Below are 14,628 nucleotides of genomic sequence, written 5' to 3'. Positions count from 1 at the left end.
CGCCCCAGGCTTCGACCGCGTCATCATGCGCCGTCAGCGCCGCATCGCTGTCCAGATCGACCGGCGACAGCCGGGGCTTGGCCTCAACCCGCAGATCGGCACTGGACGGGAAGATCGGCTTCACGTGTTCCCTGCTGGCGCAGGATGACGCAGCCACGGCGAACGCGGCGATCAGAAGGGCGGGTGTCAGGCAGCGTAGCGGTCGCATTGGCGCGTTCCTCTTTGCGGTCATTGATGGATGTGGTGTCGGTCAGCCGCTCGTCGGCCGCCGTTTCCTTGGCGGTCCCGTCGATGACCAGGACGCGGGTGTTCGCCTCGACGCGCCTGACCTCGGAGCGCGGCGCGCAGGTGTTCAGCAGCACGACGACGGCGACGATCAGGACGCCGATCACGAAGGCGGCGGCAAACAGCGGCGAGACGCCCCAGGACGCCAAGCGGCGGATAAGGCCGGTCATCGCGCCCACTCCCCCGTCTTGCCGTTCAGCCAGGACAGGAACTGCCCAACGGTCTTGTTCCTGAGGATCGACGGGTTCGCGTCCGTCGCGCCCTCGCCCGCGATCAGATCCGCGCGCGCATTCACGTCAGCGCCGATCACCTGAGCGGCGACGATGGGGCCGAAGAAGTGGGCCGCATAGAGCGACGCCTTGTTGATCGGGATGCCATGGCGTTTCAGGTGCGCAGCATTCTTGGCGGTGAAGGTCTTCACCCGCGCCAGCTGCTCTTCGGCTGAGGGCCTAAGTCCGCCGAAGGCAGGGCGCAGCGTCGGACCCCATTTGCCACCCTCGCCGATCCAGGTGGAGCGGATGAACTGATAGAGGCCCGAGGCGCTGGACGACGCAGCCTGGATATACGGCCGGTCGGCGCTTTCGATCTTCGACAGCATAGGCCAGTAGGCGTCGGGAATCGTGTCCGCCGGCACGGCCTCGACCACGACGCCAGCCATAGCCGCGACCTCGCGCAGCTTGGCCACCGTGTCGTTCCCAGCGAACCCGTCGGCGGTCAGGCCGAAGGTCGTCTGAAACAGGCGAACGAAAGCATCATCGCTGATAACAGCCATGGTCAGTCTCCAGATTGTAAGGATTGGATTTCGAAGCTAAGCCGCAGCCGTCGCGGTTCGTGCTGGAACTGCGTCAGGTGGTCTGGTCGGTGGCGACATCGGCCGGACCGCATCACCGCAACGGGGAATTGCGATGGATGACGGGACGCTGGAGCGGCGCGCCATGGGGGCGGAGCAGCTGGTCGCCGCCAAGATCACGGAGTTCGGGGCGCACCTGACGGCCGGCGATCGGGCCGCAGCGGAGCGAGCGCGAACGGAAGCCCTCGCCGCTCTGGAAGTCCACCTAGACCTGACCGATCAGTTGATCAGCCAAACCTTCGCGTAAGGACAGAATGCGAACGGCGTTCGCGAACCGGGTTCGCCAGTCGTGCCGGCTGCGCGGTTGGTTGTGAAGACTTTCTTCAGAGGTTGCGAGCAACCTTCGAACAGCGGCGATCTAAGCGCCGTGCCCCACGACTTGACCCGTTCCGAACCGCGCAGGCTCCGGGACGGTTCGATCTTTGTCAGGGCCTGTCTTCAGGCAGCCGCGCCAGCGCTGTTCGTCAGAATAAACCCCGCGATCCCAGCGATGACGGCGATGGCGCCGGTCAGGACCAGCAGGCGCGCCCCCCGCTTGCCGTCGTCATCGGGGGGCGCGCCGTCGCCGACAGCAGCGGGCGGCAGCATGAAAGCGGCGCGACGGGACAGGCCGTCCATGCCCAGCAGAACCAGAAGCTGAATGAACTGATGGCTCCACGGCGGCGGCTCGCGCTCGCCCATGACGTGATCGAGATAGGCCAGGGCGGACACGATGATCACGGTCCCGACCAGCGGCAAGCCGATGCTCATGTGCTGGACCTGCAGCGCCTTGCCGGGGAACAGGACCATGCAGCCGTAACCGAACAGGATCACGGCCGCGACGAAGTGCAGGCCGCGCCAGAGCATCGAGGCCGAGGCCTTCGTCTCATAGGTCTTTCCGAGCAGGCGGCAGATTTCCAGCAGGCATGCGCCGGCCGAGACGAAGGTGATGCCCGTGTAGAGCACCATCAGCACGTGAGCGTTCATCGCTGAGGCTCCTGGTTGAAGACGGCCCGCACCACGCGGGTCAGGGTGTCAAAGAGGGCGCGCGGATCGTTGGCCACCATCCACCCCAGCGACAGGGCCACGCCGCGCATGTCGAGGACGGGCACGACAGCGAGGATCACGCCTTGGGTGAGGGCTTCAGCGACAATGGGGCCGGCGACGATGCCGAGGCCGAGGTGCAGCCAGGCACGCCGTTGGGCGACCGGATTGCCCGCCTTGGCGGAATAGGCCGTCACCAGTCCCACGGCGCCCGACAGCAGGCCGCCGCACAGGCCCCAGAACGCGGGGATTTCGCGTGGGTCGATCATCCGCCCCTCCGATAGTCAGGCCGTGGTGGAACAGCCGTTGGGCGGCTTGCAGGTCGTGGTCAGTCTTGCGCCGGTGCCGGAGCCGGCACGCTCGGCTGCAGCGTTGAGAGCCGGGCGACCACGCCGGCCGAGGCGCCTTCGATCTGGGTTACCAGGCGCTCCAGCATCTGTTTCGTGCCTTCGCCGCCGCGTTGTCCGAGGGGCGTGGTCAGGTTATCGACGTTCGCCGTCGCGGCCGTCTTCAGGGCATCCAGAAAGGCGAGGCCTTCAGCGCCGGTCAGCAGGTCCGCCGCCGCCTGGGCGGACGGGCGACGCGCTTCCTTCTCCAGCTCGGCGCCGGCAAGGGTCAGGGCGACGGCTTCCGCCAACTTTTCGGCGTCCGTCTTGGGGGTCGTTTGGGGCATGATAGTCTCCGTGGTTGAGGTTCAGTGGTTGTCTCCGGGGCTGAGGCGGTCAGCCGCTCTTGACCCACTCGGCATAGACTTGGGTCGTCATGCCCGCGCCGCCGATGTCCTTGTTTACCGTCGTGCTGCGGATCTGGAGCGTCAGTGTGACAGCGCCGGTCGCGCCGGCGTTGATGGGCGTATCCGGCACGACGATGGAAGCGTCGGCATCACCTCCAGCGACGCTGGCCGTGAGCAGGCCCGTCGCCAGCACGGTCGCCCCACGCACCACCCGGACCTCGCCGTTCACTGTGCTGCCCGGCGCTGAACCTTCCACCGTCATCCCGCCCTGCGCATTGCCGCTGGCGAAAATCCTGATGCTCCCCCCGGCGGGCAGGTTCGTGAACGAGGCAGTCCCTGCACTCACCCACGTCGCGCCTTGCGTCGAGGCTCCCGCGCTTCCGCCGATGGTGGACCGCAGGGCGCTGTCGCCGCCGCCACCGCTCGGCACATCAGAGCCACCGAAACGAGGCCCGCCCACGGTGTTGCGGCTGATATAGACATAGGCGTTGGCCTTTGTTTCGGCCCCTTCGGCGACCGAGGCTGGGCCTGTCCACCACTCCAGCTTCTGGTCGCCGCCGAATGCCCGCCCATAGACGGTGCGGGTGCCGGCCGCTGCGTCCGGGTTGGTCCAGCGTCCGTCCGCGAAAGACGTCCCGGCCGTGCCGTCAGGATCGGCCAGGACGAGCTTGCTGGAGATGATCGTATAGCTGTCGCTCTCGCCGTCGTTCTCGCTGACCGTGCCCGTGATGCGACCATTAACGTCCGTCAGATTGCCGACGATGGCCTTGGACCGACCGTCCGCCGACACCGCGACCGAGCGCACCTCCTGGATCGACGCCCGCAGTTCCCGCTCCGACAGGCTATCGGTCCACGCCGCCGCCTTGTCGCCGACGTTGAGCATGAAGCGGGTCGTGGCGACGTAGCTGGTGGTCGCCGCCTTCCTGACCACATACTGGCCCCAGAACACGTTGGGTCCGGTCGTGAAAGTCACGCTCTTGCGGGTAAACCAGCCGACGCCCGTGAACGAGGTCTCCCCTGCACCATACTGCACGATGCCACCCGGCGTCGTCTCTGTCCCGCCCAGCAGGTCCAGATAGGCAGAGCAGGCGCCGGGGGCAGAACCACCGTCACCCTCAAACGACTGGGTATAGGTCGTGTTCGGTGTCAGCCGGAAAGGCTGCGACACCAGATAGTGTTCGCCCGTGGCCGAGCAGACGAAATACTCGCCGACATCGGCGATGAAGCCAGCGGCCCAAGCCGGGGCGCCGTTCCAGCGGTTCATTTCGAACTTCGCGCCCGAGTTAGGGATCACGTTCGGCACGCTGCGGAGCTGCGCCGTCAAGTCATTGACGCTGAGAACAGACGCCTTGCCCTGGTCCAGGTCGGTCAGCGCCTCAGTCAGGGCTTGCTGACGGGCTTTAAGGCCGGTTCCCGGCGTGTTGATTTCCGACTCTGTTGTGCTCAGGCGCGCGGCCAGCCCCGTCGTGGGCGTGGTGACAACACGGTTCAGGTCCGCCAGCTTCGCTGCCGTATAAGCCGCCGACGCTTCGTCCGACCAAGTCGTCGCCGGAAGGCTCCCCCGCTCGATCTTGAGCATCCTCGCGCCCATGGCGGTTGGGTTCACCACACTCTCGAAAATACAGCGAGGGGTAGCGCGCACCGCCGTGCTGGGCGACAGTTGCGCAAACGCCATATCCTGACGGCGGCCGGGGGCGTTGCTGAAGTCGCCAGGGCCGCGTGATTTCTCACCGCCGTCGCCGACGACCTGGTCCGCCGCGTCCAGGAAGATCATGTCGAAATAGACGACCCCGCCAGAGGCGAACAGGACGGCGTCGCCGGAGATCGTGTAGATCGTGTTGGGGTCGACCTTGATAGTGGGCCAGGTGATAAAGCGCGTGCCCGTCCCGGTGAAGGTCGCCAGCTTGACCGACCGACCCCAGCTGTCTTCATCCAACACCATGCCGGTGTTGGAGCTTAGACCTTCCAGGCCGTCGATCAGGCCGCCGTTGAGCGCCAGGTTCTCACGAACGCCGGTGATCGCCTCCAGCTGCTGAAGGGCGGTGACATCCGCCTTCTCCTGCTCCAGGTCGGCCGCCGTCTGGAGCACTTCGGTCAGGCGCGCAGAGATGCCGGTCGTGGGCGTGAAGATAGCCGACTGGATGTCTTGGACATCGGATGCCTCGGCCTTGCCCTCATCCAGATCGACAAGGGTTCCTTCGGCATTGGCCATCCGCGACAGCAGGCCGGTGTCCGGCGTGGTGATCTCGGACTCCAGCGCCGCCAAATCGGTGGCGCTGGCCTTATTCTCTTCCAGATCGACCAGCGTCTGTTGGGCGCTACCCAGCCGCGCGGCAATCCCCGTCGTCGGGGTGTTCAGTTCGGAATCCAGACCAAACAGGCGCTCCGCCAGCCCCGTCGTCGGGGTCAGCACGACGCGCTCCATTTCCAACTGGCGCGCCGACAGATCGCGCGCCACCAGGGTGTCGGTCCACGCCGCCGCGACCGGGCCTTCGTTCAGCATCAGCCGCGTCATGGTGACATAGTTTGACGCAGCCGCCTTCTTGACCACGGCGACGCCCCACTTGACCGAGGGGCCGGTCGTGAAAGCGCGTCCTGCCCGCGTGAACCACCAAACGCCCTGATAGGAGAGCGCGCCAGCGCCATACTGGACGATGCTGCCAGGGGTAGCGTCCGTCCCATCCATCAGGTCGAAATAGACGGCGTTCTCGGTCGGGGCCGTGCCGCCGTCGCCTTCGAACTCGAAGCTGTAGGTCGTGTTCGGTTCCAGCCGGAATGGCTTGGAGGTGAAGTAATGCTCCCCGGCCGCGTCGCAGAAGAAATAGCTGCCGACATTGGAGCCATATCCAACCTGCCAAATCGGGGCGCCGTTCCACAGATACAGGTCTTGCGCCGCCGCACTGTTGGGGATCAGGTTCGGCAACGCCCGCGACCGCACCTCCAGCGCCTCCAGGTCAGTGGCCTCGGCCTTGCCGGCCTCAAGGTCAGTGAGGGCTTCACGCGCGCTGGCGACCTGCGCCGACAGCCCCGTCGTCGGGGTGTTGAGCTGGCTGTCCAAAAGTTCGGTGCGGCGGACCAAGCCCGAGGTCGGGTTCTGGACCACCTCGTCCAAATCGATCAGACGAGCCGCGCCCTGCCATTCGGTTGTCTCGTCCGACCAGGCCGTGGGCTTGTCGCCGAAGTCGACCTTGACCCGCCGTGCGGCCATGGCGGTCGGATTGACGACGTTTTCGAACACACAACGCGCCCGGGCCGTAACGGCGCCCGAGCCAAGCGGGCAGACCGAGGTGCCCGCCATCGACTTACGTCGCTCGAAACTATCGCTAAAATCGCCAGGGCCACGCGGGCTTTCACCGCCATCAAACACCGCCTGACCGGAGGTGTTGAGATACACGATGTCGAAATAGACGACCCCGCCCGAGGCGAACAAAACCGCGTCGCCCGACACGGTGTAAGCCACGCCTTCTTCTACCCCAAACTCGGGCCAGTCGATGCTGTAGGTGCCGCTTCCGCTCGGCGAGATGGCGACATTCGGCCCCCAAGTGTCCGACATGGCCCAAACAAGCGGCCAACTGCTGCTGAGGCCAGCCAGGCCGTCGGCCAGTCCGCCATTGGGGCAATGGTTCGGCCCGGCCGCCGAAAAGGCTTCCAACGCCTGGAACCGCTCGACGGAGGCTTCGTCGCCATCCTCGACCGTCTGCGCCAAGTCCGTGACCCGCGCCTCGATGCCGGTGCCCGGAGCATCCAGACGATCGAACAGGGCGTCCGTGCGGACCTTCAGCCCGTCCGCCGCATCGTTGATGTCGTCCCACAGCTGCCCGGTGCGAACCTGCAACCCGGTTTGGGCGTCATAGACCGTCTGGTTCAGATCCTCGACCGCGCCGCCGATCTGCTCCAGACCCTCGCCGGCCGCCGCTATTGCCTCCTTGATCGGGGACAGGCCAGGGGCGTCGGGGGAGACATCGCCGGCGACAAGGCTGGGCGCCGTGTATGGGCCGAGGATCCTCCGCACGCTGGGCGCAGCGGCCTGCGCCGTCCAATAGGTGATTGCGATCCAGCATTGAGCGCCGGGCGACATGCCTAGGATCGGCGCCCGCACGACGCCTTGTACCGGCGCGCCATCGAAGGCGGCGTCCCAGGGGCCGTTGACGGAGGCGCCGTACTCCACCGTCACGCGACGCGGATTGATCGAGCCGACCAGGCCGATGACCAGGAACCCCGACTGGCGCGACCCATCCGGCGCTTCCGTCAGTTCCGTCACGCCCCAGTCCCCGGCAGGCGGCTGCTGGATCGCGGCCTCCTGCACCGTGACCTGAAGCGGCGGCGTCGAAGCCCTCCCGTCTGCCGTCACGGCGACGATCTGAACCTGGGCGCTGGTGACGTTCGTGCCTTCTGCCGGCAGCTCGCGCAGCGGCGGCGTGACAGCCGTCATGGCGGTGGCGGGCAGGTCCGGCAAAGGCACCCACGCCGAAGATTGACCCGGCTCCGGCGTCTGGCGCCATCGGACGGTGAAGCCGGTGATCGGCGACCCGCGCCAGGGCGGCATGGAGAAGCCGATCCGCACGCCTTCCTCATTCGCCTGCCACCCCAGCAGGGTCGGCATCGGCGGATCCATGGCGCGGTCGCGGGTCAGGCGGCTTTGCAGCGGCGGAATCGGCCCGGTCTCGCCGGCCATCAGCAGCGGCGCGACGTAGCGGATGCCGACCATGTTCGCCGTCAGGTCCGTGCCCGGCGTGATCCCGATGATCTCGACGTCCTCGCTGATCCGCTCCGGCTCCCCGAAGGCGACCAGATCGCCACCGCGCGGGGAGACGTTAGCATTCCGCAGATCAGCGAACAGGATCGAGCGGGTCACGACATCGGCCGTCGTCGCCGGGTTGACGATCGGCACGCCGGTGATGACCCGGTCAGGCAGGCGAAGGTCGAGGGCGTAGGTTTTGCCCGGCTCCATTCTCACCGGCTGGCTCAGCCGCAGGCCGGACACCAGGCCGCCCGACCACAAGCGGTTGCGGACCATGGCGTTGGCGGTCCCGACGCGGTCCCAGGCCAGGCGCACCCGGTCGCCGTAGCGGCAGACGATGTGCTCGATGTCCGTGGACCAGCTGTCCACCCGACGCTGGTGCATTCGGGCGCCGAGGTTCCAGCGGCCGTCGCGATAGGCGCGCTCGATCGTCTGCTGGCCTTCCAGCCGCAGCGCCTCGACCAGCGTCGCCGGCAGGATGTTGTTGGCGGGATCGGCCGTCTCGCCATAGCCGTCGGCATAGACATAGATCTCGTCGGCCTCGCCGCCCTGGTCGATGTTCTGGAATTCGACGCGCAGAGCGTGGACCGTGTCGGGATAGACGATTTCCCAGCGGTGATCCTTCAGGTTCGATCCCGCGAACAACTGACGGGGCGCGGGCTTCTCGACCCAAGGCGCGGACACAAGCTGCGTCCCATCCCAGAACAGGCTGGCGCGCCCGTTCATGCCCAGCAGCTGCATGACCGCATCCTGTTTGCGGTCCTCGGTCAGGTAGATGTGGGACTTCCAATTATACTGGTCGCACAGCGCCGCCCAGGTGCGCAGGCCGACATCCGCCTGAGCCTTCGTCAGCGGAAGGGCCGGCGCGGGGCCGGTCATCAGCCAGCGGGTGATCGCAGCCGGATTCGACGTCGGCGCAGGCGCACCCCAGGCCGAGCCGGTCCACGTCTCGCAGATGGGTGTGATCCGGCAGGTGAAGGGGGCGAGGTTGCCCTGGTTCAGCGCCGACGCGCGAACGGCGAACTCGATCAGCGACAGGGTCTCGTCCAGCACCGGCTTGCGGAAGGCGATGGCGCGGATGGCGGTCCAGCCGATGTCGGTCTTGCGCTTGGCGTTGTCGTCTTCCAGCTTGGACCGCTTGACCTCGAACTCATACCGCCCAAGCGGCAGAGCCAGTTCGCGCATGATCCGCCAGGGATCGCTGGACGCAGACGACAGGGGAATCGTCAGGCCGTCCGTCCAGGCCCCCGACCCGATCGGCACGCCGTTCTGGTCGATGGGCCGATAGCGGATGGTGACGGTCAGGGCGGCGGCGATCTTGCGGCCGTCGTCCTTCGCGAAATACAGGCCTTGCGGCATGAAGAAGTCGAACTGGAACCGCTCCCCCTCGGCCGAGGCGGCGCGCACGACAGCTGTCGATCCGCTGACGGTCGCCGCCAGCTCTTCCTGAAGGTCCAGTTGGTCGGTGTCGTTGGCGACGATCGAGAAGGTTCGCGGTCCGGGCGTCAGGTGATAGGCCACGCGCACGTCGCCGGCGCCCATGGAACTGACCAGGGTGTCGCCGATCTTCAGGTCTTCGGCCGTGCAAGGGCCGTAGTGCAGACCCAGGATGCCGTAGATCCATTGGTCCTCGCCCTGAGCCTGAGTGAAGGTCTTCACGGCCAGGTCCGGCGCGACCACCACCTCGCCCAGGGCCAGGGGCATGGAACTCCACGGACGATATTGGTTCGAGGCCGAGGACAGGGCGTACCGGTCGTTGGCCTTCGCCACATTGGTCTCGGGCTTGAAGATCGCCGCGATCGCCATCTGGCCCGCCGTCAGGACAGCGGCGGCGGCGACCTGGCGCGCCAGCATGGGCCAGGCCTTCAGCGGTCCGGTCGGGCCGCCGACCCACATGCTGACCGCGATAACCGCGATGGTCAGCAGGATCTGGCCGATGTCCTTCTTGCCGCCCCCGCCGCCGCCCAGCGGCTCGACCACGACGTTGACGATCTGACCCTCAGACAAGGTCAGCGACAGCGCCTCTTCGCGATCGAGACGCTCGCCGTCGATATAGACGTTGGTGCGCGGCAGATCGTCGAGCTTCAGATGACCATGGGTGATCGCCGAGGCCAGCATGGTGCGCACCGTGCAGCCGGCCGGCGCCTCGACATAGGTCGTGGTGCGCGCGAACGGCTCGGGCGACAGCACAATGGGAACGCTGCCGTCAGCCATGGAACCTCGCGAAAATCAGGCCGCGCCGTCAGGCGTGGCGAATGTCTGTGACGAAGGCCGGGACGAAGGCGCCCTTCAGCCTGTAGGCGGCAGCCGGATCATCGAGATCCAGCACCGCCGTTCCGACGCGGATGTCCGCGTGGAGGATCTTGGTCTGCGACAACATGAAGCCGACATGACCGGCCTGGCCCAGCCAGGACAGAAGAGCGATGGCGCCAGCCTGCGGCTCGACCGACCGCCACATCGAGGCCAGCCCCTCGGCCAGGAGCCGCGCCCGTTCGCGACGACCGCCCGGCGAGACGATCCCTGCGGCATAGAGATCCAGATAGTCGGGGACATCGACCCCGCACCACTCCCGAAGACACCAGCGGCCGAGGCCCCGGCAATCCCAACCGTCGCGGCTGTCGCCTTTCGGCTTGAAAGGCGACCCGATCAGATCAGAAGCTCGCGCCTCAAGGTCCGCCGGCACCACCATATCCACGGTCAGAACATGCCCGGCACGGTCGAGGGGACATACTTCACGGCGCAGGCCGGCTCTTCGCTGAAGTCGCGCGGGCGGATCACGGCGCTGACTCTCATGGCGTCGCCCTCGACACTCGGGACCTTGGCCCCCAGGACGGCCTTCTCGACCACATCCGGGGCCTCGACACGGACGAGCGACAGATCGACCTCAGGCGGCGTCAGGGCGGCGTCGCAGGCCTCTTCGATCCGCTTGTCCACATTGCCGATCGTCAGCTTGCCCTTGCCGAAGGGCTCGTCCTTGCTGGCGCCATGCCAGACCAGCTCGAACGGATAGTGAGGATACTCCACGCCATTGGACGTGACGCCCTCGGGCCAGTCCGTGACCGTGATCGGTTCCGGGTCCGCGTCGGACCGGATGACGATCAGTTGGGCGACAGGATCCTCTTCACGACGCCAGGCCGCCTCGACCATGTCCTCGCTGACAGGTGTCGGCATCAGGCCGTCTCCATCCAGAGACCGACCTGCATGACGCAGGTCAGGCCCCGGTCTTCCACCATCATAGGCGCGCCGTCGGCGGTCCAGCTGGCGACGCACAGACGATCAGTGTCCGGCTCGACGATCCAGAAGTCGCCGGGGCCTTCGCGCCAGAACTGTTCCAGGACGGCGCGCTCGACGCCATCGCAGCGTATCTGGCCCGTAAACTTGCGGACCGGATCCAGCGCCGTCCGCCGCGACTTGGGCCGTCCGGCGCCGGCCTGGTACTCGACCCGGCCGGGCTGGACCTCGCCGCCCGCACCGCCGCGAAACGGGCGCAGGATCTCCGGCCAGGACGCCAGAGCAAGGTCGGCGTCGTCGTGCGGACCGGGCGACCACAGCAGAGGCAGGCTGCGGCCGCTCGGCACGCGCGCCACAGACGGCTTGAGCAGCAGGACCGCGACCGTTTGGTTCGGCGCGGTCGACAGGGCTTCGACCCTCATCGTCGCCTTCGCCGCGCCTGCCGGCGCGGTCTCGCGCTGATGGATCGCATAGAAGCTGGCGCGAACGCCGGCCAGGCCCAGACCATGGACTGCGACCTCCGGCGCCCGGACGATCAAAGACCGGGTTTCCAGAACAACGCCACCCGCATCATAGAAGGCGGCGACGGCGCGCGGCGCGACGGGCGTTTCCGCCAGACCCAGAAGGCCCAGCGCTCCGGCCGAAAACTCCACGACCTCCCCGGCCGAGACCGCTACACGGTCAGCGGCGGCCGGCTCCACCGGCGCGGTCAAGCCCACGGTCGCGGCCAGGCGAGACGCCCGCAGGACCGCCCGGCCGGGTGCGCCACGCTGGGCTTCATCGACGGCCAAGGCGCCGCCCCCGACCGTAACCCAATGGTCGGCACCCTGAAGGAAGCCGGCGTTCCAGAGACCATTCGCCATTAGACCTCAGACTCCGACAGGCCGCCGAGGATCAGCGTCAGGTCCGGCCCGGACCGACCTTCGATCAATTCCGCCCAGTGTTTGAACGGCAGTCGACTTCCCTGCGAGCCCTTGGCCGCCGTGTTGCGCAGGGCGGCGATCAAGCTTTCGCGAGACACACCGGCGTCGAGGGCTAGGACGCTGATCAGATGGACGACCTCGACCTGGAACGCGACGAGACCCCCAAGGATCGCGTCGCGCTGCTCGTCGGTCAGTGGCTTGTCGAAGGTCAGCGGGTCGCTCATCGCGTCTTCCCTCGAGGCGTCTGGCCCAACGCCTTGTTGAGACTGCCGTCCGAACCCTTCTGCGAAATCCGTGCATCGACGCGGGCATCGACGATGCTGCTGAGCACGACATCGATGCCGTCGGACCTCTGCTGCATCTTGGCCTTCACCGGTTCACCCGTTTGGTTGATGACCCGGATATTGTTGGACACCGTGACGCCGCCCGAACCGCCGCCTCTCCCACCCTGCGCAGCGTCGCGGATGATGCGTTCGCTGCGTTCGGTGTCATAGATCCGCGCGCCCGCCGGCATGTCCATCAGCTCGATGCCGTATTCGCCGACCGGCACCAGGCCGCGAGCACCTTGAAGACCGCCCCTGGCCTGGCCCTTCATCAAGGCGCCCGGCAAGAGGCCGCCTGAGTCGCCCGCCACGGCCGGACCGCTCTTCCCGCCAAACCCCACCGACCCCATGATGTTGCTCATCAGATTGCCCAGGAACCCGCCACTGCCGCCGCTCTTCTCGCCGCCGAACAGGGCGTTGGTCAGCGGCTGGATGAACATCTGCTGGATCGCGACTTCCAGCAGGGCGTCGGCGATCCGCTGCAGGGCGTTGACGCCGACGGCGCCCATCCGGTTCAGGGCGTCGCCGGCGCTCTCGGCGTTCTTATAGGTATCGATCAGTCCCTTGTTTACGCCGTCCAGGGCGTCCAGCGCCTCGCCCTGAAGCCACTCCTGGGTCTGCGGCCCGGTCATCTGCGCATTGCGCCAGGCCGCGTAGGGACCGGCGTTTTCGCGTTCGACTCGATCACGCTGAGCGGTCTGAAGGTTCGGCAGATTATCCAGCGCGGCGACAAGGCGGGCGCGGGCGGCCGGTTCCTTTTCGGCCTCTATCGCGGCTTCCAGTTCGGCCTTCTGGCGGCGCTGTGCGATTTCGAGAATGCTCAGTTCGATCGCGCGGCGCTCGTCTGCCGTGCGGGCGCTGGCGGACGCCAGGGACAGGATCTCGGCCTGGATGTCGCTGTAGGCGCGCTCCGCCTCAGCCAACGTATCCCGCTCGTCGCGCTTGCGCCGCTCCGAGATGTCCGTCTCGCGCGCCGACCGGATGTCCTGTTCCTGCGCCGCGATCAGTTTCAGCTTCGCAGCCACCTCTTCGTCGGCGAGCCCGCCCGCCTTCAGCGTCGCTTCCAGCTCTTTCAGTTTCGCCGCGCGCTGCTCTTCGTCGATCTGCAACAGAGCCAGCGCCACGTCGGCGCGCGCCTCCGCCGTGCCGGCCTGTCCCAGGACTTCGCGCACGTAATCCTTCGCCGAGGTGGCCTCTTCGCGCGAGAGCTGGTCTAAGGCCCGCGCGGCTTCCCGCCGGCGGCGCGCCGATTCTTGCGCCGCGCGATCCACTCCGCCGCCACCGCCGGCCGTGCTGAGATCGATTGAGGGAGGTCGGCCAGACTGAACCGGAACAGCCGCCGCGTCGCGCTCTTTGAGAAGGTCGAAAATCTCGCTCAGCCGGGCCTGATTATTATCAAACGTCTCGCGCGCACCCGGCTGCATGCTGCGAACCATCATGGCCCCGCCGACGCCGGCTGCGCCGCCGCTGGAGCCCCACACCGTCTCCCGATCCGCCTCCCGACCGTTCATGGCGTCGCGCGATCCGTAGCGCTGGACCAGGGCGTTATTCTCTGCCGAGATCCGCGACGCCTCCCGCTGAAGCCCTCGACTGGTCTTCTGATCCAGTTGCCGCCAGCCATCCATGACGTCGGCGAGCGCAGTCGCCAGATCCGCGATCAAGCCGATGGCGGTCACGATGGCAGGCGCCAGATCGACAAAGGCCGACTTCAGCTGAATGTCGATCACCCGCGACAGCTGATCGAACTTTTCGTCCGCCTGGTCGGCGCGCCGAATAAGCTCCGCATCCATGACGATGCCGAGTTCCTGGGCCTGAATGCGCAGCCGTTCGATTTCATCGCCGCCCCGCCGCACGGCGTTCTGAAGCGGGCCAAGGCCCAACTTCTCCGTCAAGGCCGCCTTCTGGGCCTCGTCCGACAGGTTGGAGATTCGCTTGACCACCTCGTCCATGGCGGCCTCGACGCTGCCGAACTGGCGCAAGTCTTCAGGCGAGAGACCCAGCGCGGCGAACGGCTTCGCAGCCTTCTTGGAAAGACCGATCGTGGCCTCGCCCAACCGTTTCGTGAATCCGGCGATCGCCTCGTCCGCCGCCGACGCATCCGCCCCGGTCTCGATCGCGACATGCCGCCATTCCTGAAGTGCATCGGTGGAGACCTGAAGCCGTTCCGAAGCATCCATCAGCTGGCCCGCCAAGGTCATGGCCTCCCGCGCCTGGGTCAGCGCCTTCGCCCCAGCGATGCCGACCGCCGCCAGCGCAGCCGCAGCGCCGAGACCAACGGCCCCCAGACCGCCCATGGCGGACCCCAGCGGACCGATACGACCCGCCAGGCCATCGACCTGGCCTCGGGCGGATCCGACGACGTTATCCAGCGCCTTCATCCCGCTCGACGGCTGTCGCAGAGCTCGGTCGAGGTCGCGGGCCATCGCGCTTCCGGCCGGGCCGATGCTGGCCAGCTCGCCCCGCACCTGCTCCGCCCCCTTTAGGGACATCCGGATATTGATGCCGCCGCCATCCGCCAT

Annotated in this window: 12 protein-coding genes; 1 reads left to right on the top strand and 11 read right to left on the bottom strand. The window is 67.1% G+C overall.

The features are described from left to right. Nucleotides 1-83: 83 nt before the first annotated feature. Together AC07NC_RS05885 and AC07NC_RS05880 are read right to left on the bottom strand one after the other, a co-directional pair. Nucleotides 84-455, bottom strand: a complete 372-nt coding sequence (locus AC07NC_RS05885) for a hypothetical protein (RefSeq protein WP_494568904.1) — start codon at nt 453-455, stop codon at nt 84-86. Next, nucleotides 452-1,057, bottom strand: a complete 606-nt coding sequence (locus AC07NC_RS05880; protein WP_494568903.1) for a peptidoglycan-binding domain-containing protein — start codon at nt 1,055-1,057, stop codon at nt 452-454. The genes AC07NC_RS05885 and AC07NC_RS05880 overlap by 4 nt, the downstream gene beginning before the upstream one ends. A 133-nt stretch (nt 1,058-1,190) precedes the next feature. On the opposite strand from AC07NC_RS05880, the gene AC07NC_RS05875 reads away from it, so the two are divergent. After that, a complete protein-coding gene (locus AC07NC_RS05875; protein WP_312599465.1) occupies nt 1,191-1,382 on the top strand; it encodes a hypothetical protein in 192 nt (63 codons plus the stop codon). Between the two features lie 191 nt (nt 1,383-1,573). On the opposite strand, the gene AC07NC_RS05870 is transcribed toward AC07NC_RS05875, so the two are convergent. Genes AC07NC_RS05870 through AC07NC_RS05830 form a run of 9 tightly spaced genes read right to left on the bottom strand, consistent with a single transcriptional unit; the run spans nt 1,574 to nt 14,628 of the window. Continuing rightward, the gene (locus AC07NC_RS05870; protein ID WP_494568902.1) at nt 1,574-2,101 is read right to left on the bottom strand and encodes a hypothetical protein; all 528 of its coding nucleotides are present in this window, start codon (nt 2,099-2,101) and stop codon (nt 1,574-1,576) included. Continuing rightward, nucleotides 2,098-2,427 carry a hypothetical protein gene (locus AC07NC_RS05865; RefSeq protein WP_409733565.1) on the bottom strand — a complete coding sequence of 110 codons (330 nt, stop codon included), beginning with the start codon at nt 2,425-2,427 and terminating at the stop codon, nt 2,098-2,100. Before AC07NC_RS05865 ends, AC07NC_RS05870 begins: the two co-directional genes overlap by 4 nt. Nucleotides 2,428-2,486: 59 nt before the next feature. Beyond that, a complete protein-coding gene (locus AC07NC_RS05860; protein ID WP_494568901.1) occupies nt 2,487-2,831 on the bottom strand; it encodes a hypothetical protein in 345 nt (114 codons plus the stop codon). Between the two features lie 49 nt (nt 2,832-2,880). Then, nucleotides 2,881-9,846, bottom strand: coding sequence for a hypothetical protein (locus AC07NC_RS05855; protein ID WP_494568900.1), 6,966 nt, complete (start codon nt 9,844-9,846; stop codon nt 2,881-2,883). Nucleotides 9,847-9,874: 28 nt separating this feature from the next. Next, complete coding sequence (locus AC07NC_RS05850) at nt 9,875-10,315, bottom strand: NlpC/P60 family protein (protein WP_494568899.1); 441 nt, start codon at nt 10,313-10,315, stop codon at nt 9,875-9,877. Between the two features lie 14 nt (nt 10,316-10,329). Continuing rightward, a complete protein-coding gene (locus AC07NC_RS05845; RefSeq protein WP_494568898.1) occupies nt 10,330-10,803 on the bottom strand; it encodes a hypothetical protein in 474 nt (157 codons plus the stop codon). Further along, on the bottom strand, nt 10,803-11,726 hold the full coding sequence (locus AC07NC_RS05840) for a hypothetical protein (RefSeq protein WP_494568897.1): 924 nt from the start codon (nt 11,724-11,726) through the stop codon (nt 10,803-10,805). The genes AC07NC_RS05845 and AC07NC_RS05840 overlap by 1 nt, the downstream gene beginning before the upstream one ends. Beyond that, nucleotides 11,726-12,010 carry a hypothetical protein gene (locus AC07NC_RS05835; protein WP_494568896.1) on the bottom strand — a complete coding sequence of 95 codons (285 nt, stop codon included), beginning with the start codon at nt 12,008-12,010 and terminating at the stop codon, nt 11,726-11,728. Before AC07NC_RS05835 ends, AC07NC_RS05840 begins: the two co-directional genes overlap by 1 nt. Further along, nucleotides 12,007-14,628, bottom strand: a complete 2,622-nt coding sequence (locus tag AC07NC_RS05830) for a hypothetical protein (protein ID WP_494568895.1) — start codon at nt 14,626-14,628, stop codon at nt 12,007-12,009. Before AC07NC_RS05830 ends, AC07NC_RS05835 begins: the two co-directional genes overlap by 4 nt.

This window comes from Brevundimonas sp. GW821-FHT10A07 (assembly GCF_059415785.1).
Note: the sequence above shows the minus strand (reverse complement) of the source record. Positions and strands in the feature narration are given on the sequence as shown.